General features: G+C 69.8%; 12 protein-coding genes. 7 read left to right on the top strand and 5 right to left on the bottom strand.

Annotated elements, in window-relative coordinates; all coding sequences use genetic code 11:
- Position 1: 1 nt before the first annotated feature.
- The 5 genes from AQI94_RS26325 to AQI94_RS26305 are packed head-to-tail and all read right to left on the bottom strand — an operon-like array spanning position 2 to position 8,123.
- Positions 2-3,355 (bottom strand): alginate lyase family protein, encoded by a 3,354-nt coding sequence (locus AQI94_RS26325; protein ID WP_031045539.1) that lies wholly within the window; start codon positions 3,353-3,355, stop codon positions 2-4.
- Complete coding sequence (locus AQI94_RS26320; protein WP_031045541.1) at positions 3,352-4,881, bottom strand: glycosyl hydrolase family 28 protein; 1,530 nt, start codon at positions 4,879-4,881, stop codon at positions 3,352-3,354. The genes AQI94_RS26325 and AQI94_RS26320 overlap by 4 nt, the downstream gene beginning before the upstream one ends.
- A gap of 34 nt (positions 4,882-4,915) precedes the next feature.
- Positions 4,916-5,788 carry a carbohydrate ABC transporter permease gene (locus tag AQI94_RS26315; RefSeq protein ID WP_031045542.1) on the bottom strand — a complete coding sequence of 291 codons (873 nt, stop codon included), beginning with the start codon at positions 5,786-5,788 and terminating at the stop codon, positions 4,916-4,918.
- Positions 5,785-6,777, bottom strand: coding sequence for a carbohydrate ABC transporter permease (locus AQI94_RS26310; protein WP_031045544.1), 993 nt, complete (start codon positions 6,775-6,777; stop codon positions 5,785-5,787). The genes AQI94_RS26315 and AQI94_RS26310 overlap by 4 nt, the downstream gene beginning before the upstream one ends.
- A complete protein-coding gene (locus AQI94_RS26305) occupies positions 6,774-8,123 on the bottom strand; it encodes an extracellular solute-binding protein (protein WP_031045547.1) in 1,350 nt (449 codons plus the stop codon). Before AQI94_RS26305 ends, AQI94_RS26310 begins: the two co-directional genes overlap by 4 nt.
- Before the next feature lie 281 nt (positions 8,124-8,404).
- Here AQI94_RS26305 and AQI94_RS26300 point away from each other — a divergent pair, with 281 nt between their 5' ends.
- The 7 genes from AQI94_RS26300 to AQI94_RS26265 all read left to right on the top strand — a co-directional run bounded on the left by AQI94_RS26300 (position 8,405) and on the right by AQI94_RS26265 (position 17,284).
- A complete protein-coding gene (locus AQI94_RS26300; protein WP_031045550.1) occupies positions 8,405-9,418 on the top strand; it encodes a hydroxyacid dehydrogenase in 1,014 nt (337 codons plus the stop codon).
- Between the two features lie 114 nt (positions 9,419-9,532).
- A complete protein-coding gene (locus AQI94_RS26295; RefSeq protein WP_031045552.1) occupies positions 9,533-10,621 on the top strand; it encodes a LacI family DNA-binding transcriptional regulator in 1,089 nt (362 codons plus the stop codon).
- Positions 10,622-10,994: 373 nt separating this feature from the next.
- Positions 10,995-12,329 (top strand): ABC transporter substrate-binding protein, encoded by a 1,335-nt coding sequence (locus AQI94_RS26290; protein WP_031045555.1) that lies wholly within the window; start codon positions 10,995-10,997, stop codon positions 12,327-12,329.
- 30 nt (positions 12,330-12,359) lie between these two features.
- Positions 12,360-13,244: a carbohydrate ABC transporter permease gene (locus AQI94_RS26285; RefSeq protein WP_031045557.1), complete on the top strand. Its 885-nt coding sequence runs from the start codon at positions 12,360-12,362 to the stop codon at positions 13,242-13,244.
- The gene (locus AQI94_RS26280) at positions 13,244-14,149 is read left to right on the top strand and encodes a carbohydrate ABC transporter permease (protein ID WP_031045560.1); all 906 of its coding nucleotides are present in this window, start codon (positions 13,244-13,246) and stop codon (positions 14,147-14,149) included. Before AQI94_RS26285 ends, AQI94_RS26280 begins: the two co-directional genes overlap by 1 nt.
- Positions 14,146-16,086: a family 43 glycosylhydrolase gene (locus AQI94_RS45765; RefSeq protein WP_225890263.1), complete on the top strand. Its 1,941-nt coding sequence runs from the start codon at positions 14,146-14,148 to the stop codon at positions 16,084-16,086. Before AQI94_RS26280 ends, AQI94_RS45765 begins: the two co-directional genes overlap by 4 nt.
- A 154-nt stretch (positions 16,087-16,240) precedes the next feature.
- Positions 16,241-17,284 carry a LacI family DNA-binding transcriptional regulator gene (locus AQI94_RS26265; RefSeq protein ID WP_031052071.1) on the top strand — a complete coding sequence of 348 codons (1,044 nt, stop codon included), beginning with the start codon at positions 16,241-16,243 and terminating at the stop codon, positions 17,282-17,284.
- Positions 17,285-17,435 lie beyond the last annotated feature (151 nt).

The following is a 17,435-nucleotide window of genomic DNA, read 5'->3' as shown; positions in this document are numbered from 1 at the left end:
ATCAGATGGGGATGACGCTCACCTCGTCGAACTCGGAGGTGACGAGGGCCAGCGGGCTGCGGGAGCAGGCCACCGGGCCGACGTGGAAGGGGGCGTCGCCGAAGCCGGGGATCTCGCCGGAGGCGAGGTCGGTCCAGGTGGCGCCGTCATCGCCGGAGACGGACGCGGTGAAGACGGTCCCGGTGCGCCTCAGCCGCAGCAGTGTGGGGAGCCGGACGGTGCCGTTGCCCGTGAAGGCGGAGGCACCGGCGACGGTCTTGCGCAGCATGAGCTGCGCGGTGCTGCCGCCGGTGACGATCACTCCGGCGGCCTGGTCGAACGGCGAGAGCGACTTGGCCATCAGCAGTCCGACCCGGTCGGTGGTGGCCCCGGTGCGGGAGACCAGCCGGGCGGTGACCTGACAGTCACCGGTGACGGGCCGCCGGGCGAACTGCCCCGTCATTCCCTGGTTGTTGACGGTGAGGTCCACGCCCGCGCCCCGCACCACGAAGGTCCCGTTCTCGTGGGCGGCGCTGCCGGGGGTGAGGATCGCGGCCACACCGAGTGTCCCGAAGTCGCGGTCGTCGAGGACCACGTCACCGAGGTCGCCGTACGTCCACGGGGCCGGCGGTGGCGTACCGACGGTGAGGGCGAGGGTTCCGGTGCCGTCGCCCGCCGCGTTGCCGGCGGTGGTGGTGACGGTGAACTCGCCTCTCTCACGGGGCGTTCCGTGGATCAGTCCGGTGCGCCTGTCGACGCGCAGCCCGTCGGGGAGACCGGTGGCGGTGAACCGTACGGGTGCGTGGGAGGCCCGCAGGAGGTGCCGGAAGGCGATCCCCTGGTTCGCGAACGCCGCTTCGGAGGAGGTGAGTTCGGGAACGGACGGGGTCGGCATCACCGCGGCGCAGGGTTCCGTGAGGGGGCCGCGTCCTGACGTGTTGGTCTTCGCGACGGTGTAGTGGTACGTCGTCCCGGGGGTGCCGTCGGCGTCGGCGTACCGGAGGCGGGTGCCGGACCCGACCGGGCCGACGCCGGTGGCGAGGGTGCGGTAAGGGCCGTCGGGGTGAGCCGCGCGCAGGACCTGGTAGCGGGCGGAGAGGTCCGGGTCGGTCCAGGCCAGCTCGACGGTGTCGGTGCCCGTGGTGGCCCTCAGGTCCCCCGGGGCGCTGGCGGGTCGGGGCACGGACCAGATCTCGCCCGCGGCGGCGGAGGTCACGGTGACGTTGTCGAAGGCGCCGGTGCCGGTCTCGGCGTAGTCCGCGTCGACTCCGAGGCAGGAGGTGAGGAGCAGGCCCGCGTACGCGGTGCGGCCCAACGCGACCTCGGTGGAGCCGACTTCGGTCCAGTGGATGCCGTCCGGGGAGATGGCTCCGGTGCAGCGGCGGCCCTCGCGGGTGACGCGGACCCAGTAGGGCTTCCGCAGCCGGTAGCCGTCGCCCGCCGCCTCGACGTGGGGGGCTTCGAGCGGGGTCGCCGACTCGGGCAGGGTGCCGAGAGCGGAGATCGGGAAGGCGGCGCTCGTGGTGATCGCCGTCAGCTGCGAGGGCGGCACCGGTGTGCTGCCGGTCGCGGAGACGGTGGCCCCCTTCGACGGCCGCACCGTCCACACCCCGCTCCAGGTGTGCAGCGGCAGTCCCTGGACGACCATGGCGGCATGGGCCGCGTCCGCGTCGAGGGAGTCCCGGAGGCCGACGCCGATCCTGGAGTACTGCGAGCTCAGCGGCCACACGATCCGTGCGGTGACGGTGCCGTCGCCGCGCAGGGGCAGATGCACGAGCCGGTGGGTGTCGGCGGTGCCGCTCGCCTCCAGTACGAACCGCTCACCGTCGAAGGCGGCCGCGCCGGCGATCGTGACGTCCCCGATGTCCCGCGTCGACCAGGGGTCCGGGAGACCGGCGGTGGCCGGGACGGGGGCCGAATCAGCGCTGGTTCCGTGGGAGTTGGCGGCGACGACGGCGTAGTGGTAGGTCCGCCCCGCGCGCACCCGGTCGTCCGTGTACGTCGGCTCGCCGACTCCGGTGGCGATCTTCGCGTAGGGCCCCTGGGGGCGGGTGGCGCGCAGCACGGTGTAGGTCGTGGCCCACGTCGAGGGCAGCCAGCTCACCGTGATCCCGGCCCGCTCCCCCACCGCCGTCACCCCCGCCGGTGCGGCCGGGACGGTGGGTGCGGGGGCCGTGGCTCCCGCGTAGGCGAAGGTCCCCCAGCCGGGCAGGTCGTCGTTGCCGCCCTCGACGAGACGGGCGCCGCCGCTGCCCCGGAAGACGGCCGCCCGGGTGTACGGGGTGTCGAGGCCGCGGACGCCGGCGTAGTGGGCGTAGGCCATCTCGTAGATCGGGGGCAGGGTGCCGCGGCCGGTCGCGGAGACGGCCTGCTTGATGTACTTCCCGGTGCGGTCGAGGTCGGGGGTGAAGGGGACGTCGCCGCCGAGGTTGTAGCGGGCCGCGTACTCGAAGTTGGCGAGGATGCGGTGGTCGTCGTACCCCCACAGGTCGACGCCCTGGTTCCACGCGACCTGGGCGAGGTCGCCGGTCAGGCCGACCGCGAGCTGTTCGTGGCCCTGGTCGCGGCCGGCCTCCTGGCCCTGCCCCGCGTCGGTGACGATGCGGTGGGTGATGGAGCCGTTGCCCGCGCCGGCCGCGGCGAAGCGCAGGGCGTCCTCGAAGAGGGTGGGCTCCTCGCAGAACACTCCGATGGCCAGGATGGTCTGCAGGGCCGTCAGGTCCCAGTTGCCGTTGGCGTAGAGCATGTAGCCGGAGACGGCCGGATACCAGACGTCCAGGAAGGAGCGCTCGCAGCGGGCGATGTCGGCGTCCGTCCAGCCGTCGTAGCCGGTGTGGCGCAGCAGTTCGGCCGCGTTGACGAACTTGAAGGCCTGGAGTCCGGCGCCCAGCGGGCCGTCGGCGCCGGTGATCGTCGTGAGGGACGCCGACCAGGCGTTGAGGAGGTCGCGGGCCTTGTCGGCGTTGGCTCGGTCGCCCGTGACGGCCCACATGAGGGCGTTCTGGTAGGCGGCGGCCGAGTCGGCGACCGCCTGGTTCTGGAAGTTGGTGGGGCCGCGGCCCCAGGAGGTGATCTGGCCGGTGTTCTGGACGGTGTACGTCGCCTGGGAGCGCGGGTGGGCGGCGAACGCCAGGTAGCCGTCGTGGACCGGGGACTGCTGGGCGGCGATCGCGGCCTTCATACGGGCGAGGTCGTCGGCGGTGTGCAGGAGACCCGGGTGCGTGAACGTGCGGGAGCCGTCGGTGCGTTCGGCGGCCCGGGCGGTGGCGGGCGTGAGCAGGCCGTCGGCACCGGCCACCAGTAGGAGGGCGGCCGTGCCGCCGAGGAAACCGCGGCGGCTCGGGGCGGGGCCGGTTCCGGGAAGGCTGGTGCTCATGACGCGGCGGCCGCCTCGGCCTCGGCGGTGGTGAGGAACTTCAGGTTCGTCACGTGCTCGTTGGAGAACCACTGGACCGTGTCCGTGGTGTAGTACCAGCTCGGCTTCTTCATCGAGTCGGCGACGACCAGCCCGTTGATCACCAGGTTCTCGAAGGTGACGTCCTTGATGGCGTGCTTGGCGTCGTAGCCGAGGAAGAGCGAGGGCTTGGCGTTCGTGCCCGTGTAGCTGAGGTTCTTGACGTAGACGTTCTCGATGCCGCGGCCGACCGAGGTGTTGTACTTCGTGTTGTACATGACCTTCATGTAGATGACCTGGCCCCAGCGGAAGTCCTCGATCCTGATGTCCTCGATGCGGACGTTCTTGATCAGGTTGGAGTCGCCGGGGTTGAGGGCGATGCAGCCCTGGTAGTTCATCTGCGGTTCGCGGTGGTCGAGGATGTCGATGTTCTTGAAGCGGAGGTTCTTCAGGACCTCGGGGTTGTCGGTGTTGCCGTGCGTCCCGACGTTGATGGGGTGGGCGACGTCCGCCCAGAGGGTGGAGTTGCGGACCGTGATGTCCGTGGTGTCGCCGTAGTATTCCCAGCGGTGGGTGTATATGGCGATGCAGTCGTCGGAGTTGCGCATGAAGACGCCGTCGATGACGACGTTGCTGGAGCAGAAGACGTCGATGCCGTCGCCCCAGCCCTTGGAGCTGAAGGAGCCGAGTCCCTTGATGGTGACGCCGGTGGCTTCGCCCAACTGGACCGCGTAGCCGTTGGGGTTGAGCACGGTGACGGCACCGATGGAGATGTTCCGCGAATTCTCCACCAGGGCCCCGCCGCCCGCGGTCCCGGCGAGCACACCGCGGCCGGCGATCCCGGCGTGCTCCACGTTCCGGAAGATCACGGTCGCCTTGAGGACGGCGCCGCCGTCGAGGTACACGGTCTTGCCGGAGGGGACGAGCAGGGTGCCGTCGGCGGTGGTGTGCACACCGGGTCCGTAGTAGAGGACGTCGGGGTCGTCCTGGGCGGGCCGCTTCTTCTCCACCGCGCGGGCGAACAGATGGAGGCAGTCGAAGATGTCGTCGTTGATCTGGACAACCAGGTTGCGCGGCTGGTCGAGCGTGAAGCGCAGGGTGTCGCCGAGCACCTCGGGTTTGATGCCGTAGGAGTCCGGTCTCACCCGGACCTTGGTGGTGCCGCCCTTGAGGCAGGTGACCTCGACCTCGACGGAGCCCTGGAAGTCGAAGTACGCCAGTGAGGAGTTGTAGGTCTTGCTGGATCCGGTGGTGGGGTTGATCTCGCCCAGCTGGGGCCGCCAGATGTCGAGGGTCTGCCAGTCGCCGTCGGGGGCGGTCCGCACCCGCACCTTGAAGCTGGTGTTGGTCGGCATCGCGGCCGGGCGGGGGTAGGTCACCAGCTTCGGCGTGACCTCGGCGGTGTCGTCGGCCCGGGCCGCCGTGGCCGTCAGGTGGGTGAGGCCGGCGGCGAGCACGGTGGCACCGGCCGCCTGGAGGGCGGTACGGCGGGACAACGGCGTGTTCATGCGGGGCTCCTTGCGAACAGGGTTGCGGGTACGCCTACTTGAGGCCGGTCGTCGACATGCCGGCGACGAAGCCGCGCTGGGCGACGAGGAAGATCAGCAGGATCGGGACGACGTACATCACCGAGGCCGCGGCCTGGAGGTTGGTGACCGGGGTGCCGGCGGTGGTGACGTAGGTGGACATGACGGCGACCGCGAGGGTGGTGCGGTCCGTGGACAGCAGGAGCTGCGGGGCGATGTAGTCGCCCCAGGTCCAGGTGAAGGCGATGACGAAACTCGCGGACAGGACCGGCCAGGACTGCGGGAGGAAGATCCGCCAGAAGATGCCCGGGTAGCCGCAGCCGTCGACGATCGCCGCCTCCTCCAGCTCGCGGGGCAGGCCCGCGAAGAACTGCCGGAAGAGAAAGACCAGATAGGGGGCGGACGACAGGCCCCACAGCACCCACGGCCAGTAGGTGTCGACCATGCCGAGCTTGGCGAAGATCAGGTAGGTCGGCAGCAGGGTGATCATCTGCGGAAGCATCATCGAGCCGAGCAGGATGCCGAACAGGGTCTTCTTCCCGGGGGCTTCGAGGCGGGCGAAGCCGAAGCCGACCCACGCGGAGCTCAGGGTGACGAGGGTGGCGTAGATGAGCGCGATGACCAGGGAGTTGCGGGCGTAGCCGAGGAAGTCGATGAGGTTGAAGGCGTCGGCGATGTTGTGCCACTGGACGTGGTCGGGCAGCCAGTGCACGGGGGAGGCCGCGAGCTCGGCCGGCGTCTTGAGGCCGGAGACGACCAGCCAGCCGAAGGGGCCCAGGAAGAGGCCCGTGATCGTGACGAGGACCGTGTAGAGGACGAGGCGGTTGACGCGCAGGCGGGGGCCGGTCCTGCGGGTCGGGCCCACCGGGGTCGGGTTGGTGGCGGTCACTTCTTCGCCTCCGGGTCGACGTTGTAGAACACCACGCCGGACGTGGCCTTGAAGATCACTCCGGTCGCGACGAGGATCAGGACGAAGAGCACCCACAGCAGCGCCGAGGCGTAGCCGTAGCGGCCGAACGCGAAGTACTCCGCGAACACGTGCATCATGTAGAGGTAGGTGGACTGCGGGAGCGCGGTGATGCCGGCCGGGGTCGGGTCGGGGGCCAGCAGCAGCGGCATGATGGTCTGCACCGAGGCGATCACCCCGGTCACGGTCTGGAAGAGCAGCACCGGCGACAGCAGCGGCACCGTGATGCTGCGAAAGCTCCGCCAGGCGCTCGCGCCGTCGATGCGGGCCGCTTCGAGGAGTTCGCGGGGGATGTCCTGGAGCCCCGCCAGCGAGATGATCATGATGTTTCCGGCCGTCCAGAGCACCGTCATGATCAGTACGTAGCGGGCGTAGGGGTCGGCGAGCCAGCCGAGGGCGTCGATGCCGAAGAGGTTCAACACCCCGTTCGCGGCACCGGAGTTCTGGTCGAAGAGCTGCTTGAACGCGATGCCCGCGCCCACCGGGGGCACCACCGCGGGCAGATAGAGCAGGGTACGGAACAGCCCGCGCGCCTTGAGCGGCCGGTTCACCAGTACGGCGAGCCCGAGCCCGGCGACGATCGACAGCGGCACCGAGGTGATCGCGAACAGGCCGGTGCGGCCCAGCGACCGCCAGGTCTGCGTGTCGGAGAACAGCTCGCGGTAGTTGCCGAACCCGACGTAGTGCCAGTTCGGCGAGATGCCGTCAAAGGTGGTGAAGCTCAGCCACAGCGCGTACGCCATCGGCGCGACGGTCAGCAGCGCGAAGCCGATGATCCAGGGTGAGGCGAACATGTAGAACGCCCGGTGCCTGCGGGCGGCGATGGAGGTGCGCGGCCGGGGGACGGCCGGACCCGCCGCCGGGGCGGGGTCGTGTCGCCCGGCGACCGAGGTGATCTGACCGACCGTCATCCGACCTGCTCCTTACCGCGCTTGAGCTGCTCGTTCATCGCCGCGTTCAGACGTCCCGCGAGGGTGTCGACGGACATCCCACCGGTCATGGCGGCCGGGGCGATCTGGTTGAAGAGGGCGAGGAGCGAGTCCGCGGTGGCGTACGGCGTGAAGGCGATCACCGAGTAGTGCTTCAGCTCGGCCTCCTGCACGCTCAACACCCGCTTCTGGTAGTTCTCCTGAGCGGGCATCAGCGGTCGCAGCGACTTCAGGGTCGGGATGCCCCAGCCTCCGGAGGCGCGCGCCCTGGCCGGTGCCTCGCCGAAGAACCACTCGAAGACGCGCCAGGCGGCGTCCTTGTGGTGCGACGCGCTCGGGATCCAGAAACCGGTGCCGGCCTGGCAGGGACTGACCCGCCGGCCGCCCTCGAAGTACGGGGCCGGAGCGAGCCTGGACAGTGGCGCGAGTCTCTTGTCCGCGTTGATCAGGCCGCCGAGCCAGTAGCCGGAGTTCGACATGGCGAGCCGGTTCGCCTGGAAGGTGGGCCCGTCCCAGGTGTTGGGGTCGGGCTGGACGATGCTGGGACCGACCTTGGTCCGGCAGTAGTCGATGTACCAGCCGAGCGCCTTGCGGGCCTCGGGGGTGGTGAAGTCGACCCGGGAGTAGTCCTCGGTGAAGAGGTTCCCGCCGGCGGCCACGGTGAGGCTCGCCAGGAGGCTGGGGGTGAGCACGCCGTTGTAGCTGCCGCCGAACACGGTCGTCTGGCCGTGCCTGCGGCGGGTGAGCCGCTCGGCCTTGTCCAGCCATTCCTCGTAGGTGACGGGGTCCAGCTCAGGCGGGTAGTCGACGTCCGCCCGGTCGAACAGCTCGGTGTTGTACCAGAACATCGAGTCCTGGGAGAAGTCCTTCGCCATGCCGTAGCGCGGGCCCCTGCCCTGGGTGCGGCCGTCGTAGCGCCACAGGTCGTTGACCGGGTCCAGGTCGTCCGGCCTGAGGACGCCGCTCTTCGCGAAGTACGGGTCCAGGTCCTCCATCACGCCCCGGGCCGCGTAGTAGGGGGCGTCCACCGCACCCACACCCCGCACCAGATCCGGCGCGTTGCCGTTGGTCATCATCGCGATCAGCTTGCTGGTGCTGTGCAGCACCGTGTTGATCCGGACGCCTGTGTCCTTCTGGGCCTGCCGGATCAGCTCCGGCGAGAAGTCGTCCGCCTTGGCCATCACCGTGACGGTCTCGCCGGAGCCACCGACCGCGCTCGACACCCGCATCGCACAGCCGCTCAGAGCGGTCGTCCCCGCCACGGCACCACCCGCGGAGAGGGAGAGAAATCGGCGGCGGCTCAACGCGGCACCGGCATGTGGGCGCACCACGCCCCACCTCCTGCTCTGTCCGTTCATGGGAGCGCGGCAAGGCTAGACAACCGGTTGCCGCGTTGGAGCAGAGCTTCAGCCCTGGCCGGAAACGGCGTCAAGAGGCTGGACGAACTTTCGAAAAGACTGCGCAACCTCGCGGACACCCGCCCCGGATGGAAACCGGTTGTCATCCAGCCGTGCTCAGCGATTGACCACCGCTCGACGACAGACCTACGGTAGATCTGTCGTAGAAGACGTTTTCAGAAACTGTTTCCGCCCAGTGTGTCAGGAGTGACATGCCCAGCCCTCAGCCACCCAGGGCCGTGTTCGCGATGGATCCCGTACACCTCCCCCTGCTGTTCCCCCCACCCCTGATGACCCGGCTGGGCGCGGCGGCCGAGCTCGACCCCGCGCTCGTCGTCCAGGACTTCGCCGACCCGCTCGCGGCGGCCGCCCTGACCCGGGCCGACGTGCTGATCACCGGCTGGGGCTGCCCCCGCCTCGACGCCGTCGCCCTCACCGCGGCACCCCGTGTGCGCCATGTCCTGCACGCGGCGGGCTCGGTCCGCTCCCTCGTCGGCGACGCCGTGTGGCAACGCGGCATCGCCGTCTCCAGCGCGGTCACCGGCAACGCCCTGCCGGTCGCGGAGTACACCCTCGCGATGATCCTGCTGTGCGGGAAGGACACCTTCGACCACCGCGAGCGGTTCCGGGTCAGCCACACCTATCCGCCGCCCGCTCGGACCGCGGCCACCGGGAACATGGGGCGGCGGGTAGGCGTCATCGGGGCGTCCCGGGTGGGGCGGCGGCTGCTGGAGCTGCTGAGGCCCTTCGACTTCACGGTGCTGTTGCACGACCCGTACGTCAGCCCCTCGGAGGCCGGCGCGCTGGGGGCCGAACTCGTGTCGCTGGAAGACCTGTTGAGGCGCAGCGACATCGTCTCGCTGCACGCGCCCGACATCCCGGAGACGTACCGGATGCTGGACGGTGCCCGGCTCGGGCTGATCCGGGACGGAGGGGTGCTGATCAACACCTCCCGCGGGGCGCTGGTCGATCCCGACGCGCTGACCGGCGAGCTGGTCTCCGGTCGGCTGCGCGCGGTCCTCGACGTCACCGAACCCGAACCGCTGCCCGCGACCTCGCCCCTGTACCGGCTGCCCAACGTGTTCCTCACCCCGCACATCGCGGGCTCGCTCGGGAACGAACTGGAGCGGCTGGGACGGATCGTGGTGGAGGAACTGGAACGGCTGGTGGCGGGGGCGGGGCTGGAGCACGAGGTGCGGTTCGCGGACATGGGACGGGTGGCTTGAGCGGGGTCCGCCGGTCACCCTCGCCGTCGAAATCGTGCCGGAGCAACAATGGGATACGGTTTCCGGACCCTGGGTCCCGCGGGGCCGGGTCACTATCGCGAAGGAGCCGCAAGGGTGAGTCAGCGCAGGGCGTCGGGGGACGTCGGACGGGCCACCATCCGGGACGTGGCCGAGCGGGCCGGGGTGTCCGTGGCCAGCGTGTCGCGCGTGCTGTCCGGGAACTACCCGGTCTCCGAGGACCTGCGCCGCAAGGTGATGAAGGTCGTGCGCGATCTGGACTACGTCACCAACGCGCACGCCCGGTCGCTCGCCGGGGGCGGCACACCCACCGTCGCGATCCTCATCAACAACATCACCGGTGCCGCGTTCGCCCATGTGGCCAAAGGGGTGGAGGGGGCCGCCACGCTGCGGGGATGGCTGTCGCTGGTCGGGACGACCGGGGACGACCCCGAGCGCGAGCTCGCCCTGGTCAACCTCATGCGTCAGCAGGGGGTCGCGGCCGTGGTGCTGCTCGGCGGCGCCTACGACTACGACGAGTACCAGCTGCGCATGGCCCGTTTCGCGCGTTCCCTGGACGCCGCCGGATCCCATCTGGTGCTGGTGGGGCGGCCGCCGCTGGAAGGTGACGTACCGGCCACGACCGTCGACTACGACAACGAGGGCGGCGCCTACGCCATGGCCAGCCATCTGCTCTCGGCCGGCCACCGGAAGGTCCTCGTGCTGCCGGGACACTCCGAACTCACCACCGCACAGGGGCGGTTGAGAGGCGCCCGGCGCGCCTTCGAGGCGTACGGCGTGCCGTTCGAGGCCGGCATGGTGCGACACGGGGCCTACGACTACGAGCACGGGTACGAGGCCGTCGAACAGGGCCTGCGCGACGGCCTGGAGTTCACCGCCGTCCTCGCCGGGACCGATGTCGTCGCCGCCGGGGCCATGCAGGCCCTGCGTGCGGCCGGCCTGCGGGTGCCCGAGGACGTGTCGATCGTCGGGTACGACGACATCCCGCTCGCCTCCCAGCTCACCCCGCAGCTCACCACCGTCCATGTGCCCTACGAGGAGATGGGCCGGGTCGCCCTGCGTGCGGTCGCGGACCGGCGCGAGGGCGGTGGTGCGCGGCGCCGGGGGGCCGACGGGGACCATCTGGTGCTGGGCACCCATGTCGTCGTACGGAACTCGGTACGGCCACCCGCACAGCCTCGATAGCACCGGAAGAAGAGATCGTTTCGTAAACGGTTTCCGTCCTTGGCCCAGTGTGGTTCCGCTCAGACTTCCGGCCGTGCGGCTTGCACTGCCGTACGCCCATGAGCTGGCAGTTCTCTGGGGATCACCCGGGCATCCCGGTGCGCCCGGACCTCACGTCAGGGACGGATCGGCGTAACAAGTTGCCGTCCACCTCTTGCTAACCACCGGAGCCTCGGCCTACCGTCCCAGCAACCGGTTACTACAGCTTCTGCTGGGCCGCTCCCCCGCAACCGCGAGCCGATGAACCTCCGGCCGCCGTTTCCGGCCGGCACCGAGCCGTCGATCCCCCTCTCTCCTCTCCGAGACGCCCTACTTTCCGAAGGAACACGGTCAGATGAACTTCAGCAGCCCCCGGAGAAGGTTCGCCCGCGCCGCCGTTGCGGGACTCGCGCTGTCAGGTCTGCTCACCGCGTGCGGCGGGTCGGACGATTCCGGCGACTCGCAGGCGTCGGGGCCGGTCACCCTCCCTTTCTGGGGCTGGGCCAACGGCCAGGACGCCGTCGTCAAGGCGTTCAACGCCTCGCACAAGGACATCCGGCTGAAGTACACGAAGGTCACCGACCAGTTGACCATGCAGAAGCAGCTGACCAACGCGGTGAAGGCGGGCAACGCGCCCTGTCTCGTGCAGAACACCGCCGAGTACGTGACCAGTTGGGTCGCGCAGGGCGCGCTCGCCGACATCACGCAGTACGTCGAGGGCGAGAAGGACAAGTTCAACACCGGGTCGTGGGCCAGTGCGCAGGTGCAGGGGAAGTCGTACGGCGTTCCCACCAGCTCCTCGCCGAACTTCACCATCTACCGCACCGACCTCTTCAAGAAGTACGGCATCAAGCCGCCGGCGACCTGGGACGAGTTCATCGCCGCGGGCAAGGTGCTGAAGAAGCACGGCATCAAGATCACCAACTATGCCGGTGAGGACCCCAGCACGCTGGAGGTGCTCGCCATGCAGGCCGGGGCGCACTGGTACGCGATCGACGGCAACTCCTGGAAGGTGGACTTCCAGGACGCGGGCACCCGGAAGGCCGCCGAGGTGATCCAGCAGATCATCGACAACGACCTCAACAGCAAGCTGTCCTTCGCCGACTACGCGGCCGTGCAGCGCAATTACGACAACGGCGGCACCGCGACCCGGCAGATCTCCACCTGGCAGATGGCCGGCATGGTGCAGAACTTCACCAAGTCCTTCGGCGACTGGGGGCTTTCGCCCTGGCCGACGTTCACCGGTGAGGCCGCCAAGACCCCGGCCGGCACCAACCTCACGGGCAGCGTGACCCTGGTGACCAAGGGGTGCGAGAACCAGAAGCAGGCCGCCGAGGCCGCGCTGTGGATGTCCACGAACACCGGCGCGGTGAAGATCATGGCGAGTCCGACCACCGGCAACGGTGTGATGCCGGCGCTGGCCGACAGCGACACCTATGTGCCCGAGGCGGTCTCCGAGAAGCTGCTCGGCTCCAACTACCAGGCCGGTCAGCAGATCGTGAAGGACAGTCTGAAGACCGTCACCACCGACTGGACCTTCGGGCCCGACTGGACCGCGATGTTCACGGAGATGCAGGCCGGCTGGGCCAAGGTGGTCAGCAAGGAGCAGACGGTGACCGAACTCCTCGCCCATATGCAGGAGTGGACGGTCAAGGACCTGAAGTCCCGCGGCATCAGCGTCAAGGGCTAGAGGCTTCCAGAGGCTTAAGGGCTGCTACTGATGATTCGCTCTCTGCGCTGGAAGGGTGCCGCCTTCACGGTGCCCTTCCAGCTCGGCTTCGTCTTCCTGTACCTGCTGCCGATCGGGTACGCCGTCCACCAGTCGCTGTACCGCTCACAGTCCTCCGGGCTGGGGCTCGGTGGCACGACCGACGAGTTCTCCGGTCTCGACAACTACCGCCAGGGGCTCACCGACTCGGCGTTCATGGGATCCGTGCTGCGGGTGGTGCTGTTCGCCTGTGTGCAGATCCCGGTCATGCTGCTGGTCAGTCTGGTGCTGGCGCTGCTCCTGGACGCCCTCCGGTCGAGGACGGCCGGGCGGTTCCGGATCCTGCTGCTGGTGCCGTACATGATCCCCGGTGTGGTCGCCGCGATCATGTGGCTGAACCTCTACAGCCCGGACGTGGGCCCGCTCACCCCGCTCGGCAAGATCTTCGGGTTCTCCTGGAACTTCTTCGCGCCGTCGATGGTGTGGCCGTCCATCGGCAACCTGCTGACCTGGCACGGCATCGGCTACAACATGGTCATCATCTACTCGGCGCTCCAGGGCGTGCCCCGCGACCTGTTCGAGGCCGCTCGGCTCGACGGGGCCTCCGAGCTGCGGATCGCGCGCAGCATCAAGATCCCGTTCGTACGGGGGGCGTTGGTGCTGACCGGGATGCTCTCCATCATCCAGATGCTCCAGATCTTCAACGAGCCCGCGCTGTTCCGGAACGTCACCCCGCAGACGGTCAGTGACTCCTTCACCCCGATCATGATCATCTACAACCAGGCGTTCAACGCCGGCAACTACCACTACGCGGCGGCTCTGTCGGTGCTGCTCGCCCTGATCCTCGGCGTCGCCTCCTTCCTGTTCTACCGGTTGACCTCGAAGGAGACCGACTGATGACGCTCACCGAGGAACCCACGAGGACCTCACCGGTCCGACGGTTCAACGCCCCCGATCCCGCGGGCCGTTCGCGCGGCGGGCAGCGGTTCCTGCTCGTCGGGTTGTCCCTGGCGAGCGTCTACAGCCTCTTCCCGGTGTGGTGGCTGATCGTCGCCGCCACCAAGGACCGCACCGGGCTCTACCAGTCCAACGGCCTGTGGTTCTCCGGCTGGCACCTGTGGGACAACCTGCGTCAGCTGTTCACCTACGAGCACGGCATCTTCCTGCGCTGGACCGCGAACTCGCTGCTCTACGCCGGTGTCGGCTCGCTGGGCGGCACGCTGCTGGCACTCGCCACCGGTTACGGCCTCGCCCGCTTCGACTTCCCTGGCCGCAACCTCGTCTTCGCGTGCGTGGTGGGGTCCTTCCTGATCCCGATCGCGCTGCTGACGCTGCCGCTGTATCTGCTGTTCTCGGAGATCGGACTGGTCGACACGCCCTGGGCGATGCTCGTCCCCTGTCTGATCAACCCGTTCAGCGTGTACCTCGCCAAGGTGTACACCGAGGCCACGATCCCCTTCGAACTGCTCGAAGCGGCCCGGATCGACGGCGCCGGCGAGCTGCGGATCTTCTTCAGCATCGTGCTGCGGATGATGACCACGGGCGGCGCGACGGTGTTCCTGCTGGCCTTCGTGAACACCTGGAACGCCTTCTTCCTGCCGTTGACCGTACTGCGCGGCGAGAACAACTGGACGCTCAACATCGGCCTCTACAACTGGTCCGGCAAGCGCCTGGAGTCCGGCGTCGACCTCACCAGCCTGGTCCTGACCGGTGCCCTGCTGTCCATCGTCCCGATGGCGATCATGATGGTCGCGATGCGCCGGTACTGGCGTACCGGAGTCACCCTCGGGGCGCTCAAGTGACCCTGCTGCGCAACCCGGTGATCCGCGGCTTCGCGCCCGACCCGTCCATGGTCCGCGTCGGTGACTGGTTCTACGCGGCGACCAGTTCCTTCGAGTGGTTCCCGACGATTCCGCTGCACCGCTCCCGCGACCTCGCGCACTGGTCGTACGCGGGCCATGTCGAGGGTGCCGTCCCGGGCGGCTCCCTGGCGGGTGTGCCGGATTCGGGCGGTATCTGGGCGCCCTCCCTGAGCTGGGACGGCGAGCGCTTCTGGGTGGTCTACGCGATCGTCCGCTCGGTCGGGACGCCGTACTTCGACGCGGACACGTACGTCTCCACGGCGACGGAGGCGGGCGGCGCGTGGTCGGCACCTCGGCGGATCGCCGGCCATGGCTTCGACCCCGCGCTCTTCCACGACGGCGAGGGCCGGCTGTGGCTGCTCAACCTCCAGAACGACCACCGGTCCGGAGGCCGGCGCTTCGCGGGGATCGTGCTGACCGAACTGGACCGGGAGACGCTGACACCCGTAGGGGGCACGCATCTGCTGCTCCAGCACGAACGGCTCGTCGAGGGACCGAAGCTGGTCCGCAAGGACGGCTGGTACTACCTCGTCCTCGCCGAGGGCGGCACCGGTTTCGAGCACGGGGTCCTGGTCGCCCGGAGCCGGGAGATCACCGGCCCCTACGAGCTGGACGACCGGCCGCTGCTGACGTCCCGGGACGATCCCTCGCTGCCGCTGCAGAAGGCGGGACACGGTGAGCTGGTCCAACTCCCCGACAACGGCTGGGTGTTGAGCCACCTCGCGGCTCGCCCGCTGAACACCCCGGCCGGCCCGCGCTGCCCGCTGGGCCGCGAGACGGCGATCCAGGCGGTGACATGGGACGCGGACGGCTGGCCGAGGCTGCGGCACGGGGGCACGCATCCGGAGGTCGAGGTCGAGGTGCCGACGCTTCGGGAGGCGGGGACGGAGACGCAGACGCAGAAGGGCGGACCTCCGCATATCCACCCGGATGCCGAAGCGGACGCACCGACGACTGCGGCCCCGGAACCAGGGGCCGAGTCCGGCACACCGACGCCTCCGCAGCCAGGCGCCGAGCCCGGCCCGACACCTCCACGACCAGGGCGCTGCACCGGCACCCCCGCACCCCCGCAACCGTGCACTCCCGACGCCCCGGAGGCCGGCCGGGCGACCGAAAGCGGCACGCCCGCCCCTGCGGAAACGGGGACGAAGGCCAGCACCCCGGCACCTCCGTTGCCAGGAACCGAGGCCGACGCACTCCCACCCCCGCAGCCGGCAGCCGCACCTCCGCAGCCCCGGCCCACCCTCCCCCACACCCCCCTGACCTGGCCCTGGAGCACCCTGCGTGCCGCGCCCGATCCGTCCTGGGTGGACACCGGTGTGCGGGCCGGGTGGATTCGGCTGCGGGGGCGGCACGGGCCGGAGTCGTGGTGGGCGCACAGTCTTGTCGCCCGGCGGATCACCGAGCACCGGGCGGAGGCGGAGGTCACCGTGGAGGCGCGGCCGAGCACGTTCACGCAGGCCGCCGGTCTGGTGCTCTGGTACAACACCGAGTCCTATCTGGCCCTCGACCTGACCTGGGCGGAGCCCGAGGGTGAGGGACAGTGCGGACAGCAGTGGCGGGGCGGCGGGCGGACCGTGCTCAGCCTGGTCGAGCGGGACGAGGGCGGCACGCGGCAGGTGGCCGTGGTCGACGTCGGTACGGAAAGCGCCTTCACGCTGGGGGTCACCGTGGAGGAGGGAGTGGCCTGTTTTCGGTTCGTGGGCGCCGACGGGAGGTGGACGCCCATCGGTCCGGGGCTGGACTTCACCCGGCTGTCCGACGACTACGGGTCCAGGCTCCGGTTCACCGGCGCGATGGCCGGAATCCATGCCGTGGACCTGGTCGACGCGGCCTTCACAGCCGACTTCACCGGGTTCCGTCTGCGCTGCGGGTAGCGTTCGAGGTTTCGAAAGTCACGGGAACACCAAGACCTGCGCAGCCCGACCTCTTCCCGACGCCACCGGGCGAACCTAGGGTAGGAAGCGCTTACTGTTTCTGCGCTGGTCGAAACTTTCATGGCCCTCGGGCGGGCCGGAGAGGTGGTTCCCGATGGTCCGCACGGGGAGTGCGAGCGTGGCGGCCGGTCCCACGCTGGCGGTCGTGGCCCGGGAGGCGGGCGTGTCGGTGCCGACCGCCTCCAAGGTGGTCAACGGCCGGGAGGACGTGGCCCCCGAGACCCGCCGCCGGGTCACCGAGGCACTGGACCGGCTCGGCTATGTCCGCAGACCGAGATTCGACGCGGCGAAGGCGTCGGGCATGGTCGACCTGGTCGTGCACTCGCTGGAGACCTCCTGGTCGGGCGCGGTGCTGCACGGCGTCGAGGCGGCCGCCCACGACGCGGGCCTGGAGGTCGTGGTCTCCGCCGGGCTGACCCGGAACCGGGCGGGGCGCCCGGACCGCGGCTGGATGGACAAGCTCACCGCGCGCGGCTCCTCCGGGGTGCTGTTCAACCTGGCCGAGCTGACGTCGTCGCAGTACGGCTGGCTGGACCAGCACCGCATCCCGTACGTCCTGATCGACCCGGTCCTGGAGCCGCCGCCGGGCGTCGTCTCGGTGGGCGCGGCGAACTGGCAGGGCGGGATGACGGCGACCGAGCACCTGCTGGCGCTGGGACACGAACGCATCGGGGTCGTCGCCGGCCATCAGCGCAAGATGTGCAGCAGCGCCCGGGTGGCGGGCTACCGTTCCGCGCTCGCGGCGGCGGGGATACGGCAGCGCCCCGAGTACGTGCGGCACGCCGGCTTCGACGAGAGCGCCGCCCACCGCCGCACGCTGGAACTCCTCGATCTGCCCGAACCGCCCACCGCGGTCTTCGTCTGCTCCGACCACATGGCCCTCGGGGTGTACGAGGCCCTGGCCGAACGGGGCCTGCGCGTCCCCGACGACATCAGCGTCGTGGGGTTCGACGACCTGCCCGAGGCCCGCTGGACCACTCCGGCCCTCACCACGGTCCGCCAGCCCTTGTCGGAGATGGCGGCGACGGCCCTGCGTCTGCTGGTCCGCATGATGGAGGGCGACCGCCCGGAGAGCACCCGGACCGAGCTGTCGACGCGGCTGGTCCAGCGCGCGAGCACGGCCCCGCCACGCGACTGACCGCCGATCGGCTGCAGGGGCCACCCACCGCCGGATTCGTTCACCTTCGGTCACCTGCGGGCGAGGGGAACCGGCCGGCTCGCTTCGCTTGGCACGGCAGAGACTCACAGTCCGGGAGCGCGGGCCGATCGGGGACCGGCGGGGACGGGGT

Origin of the sequence: Streptomyces pseudovenezuelae, from assembly GCF_001513955.1 — a bacterium.
Taxonomy (GTDB): Bacteria; Actinomycetota; Actinomycetes; order Streptomycetales; family Streptomycetaceae; genus Streptomyces; species Streptomyces pseudovenezuelae.
The sequence above is the reverse complement of the archived record's forward strand: the minus strand, read 5'-3'. Positions and strand labels throughout refer to the sequence as shown.

Bases quoted from the DNA above. Each gene is read 5' to 3' on its own strand.
- AQI94_RS26320 (WP_031045541.1), bottom strand. From the start codon at position 4,881: ATGAACACGCCGTTGTCCCGCCGTACCGCCCTCCAGGCGGCCGGTGCC.
- AQI94_RS26265 (WP_031052071.1), top strand. From the start codon at position 16,241: ATGGTCCGCACGGGGAGTGCGAGCGTGGCGGCCGGTCCCACGCTGGCG.
- AQI94_RS26325 (WP_031045539.1), bottom strand. From the start codon at position 3,355: ATGAGCACCAGCCTTCCCGGAACCGGCCCCGCCCCGAGCCGCCGCGGT.
- AQI94_RS26285 (WP_031045557.1), top strand. From the start codon at position 12,360: ATGATTCGCTCTCTGCGCTGGAAGGGTGCCGCCTTCACGGTGCCCTTC.
- AQI94_RS26300 (WP_031045550.1), top strand. From the start codon at position 8,405: ATGCCCAGCCCTCAGCCACCCAGGGCCGTGTTCGCGATGGATCCCGTA.
- AQI94_RS26280 (WP_031045560.1), top strand. From the start codon at position 13,244: ATGACGCTCACCGAGGAACCCACGAGGACCTCACCGGTCCGACGGTTC.
- AQI94_RS26310 (WP_031045544.1), bottom strand. From the start codon at position 6,777: ATGACGGTCGGTCAGATCACCTCGGTCGCCGGGCGACACGACCCCGCC.
- AQI94_RS26290 (WP_031045555.1), top strand. From the start codon at position 10,995: ATGAACTTCAGCAGCCCCCGGAGAAGGTTCGCCCGCGCCGCCGTTGCG.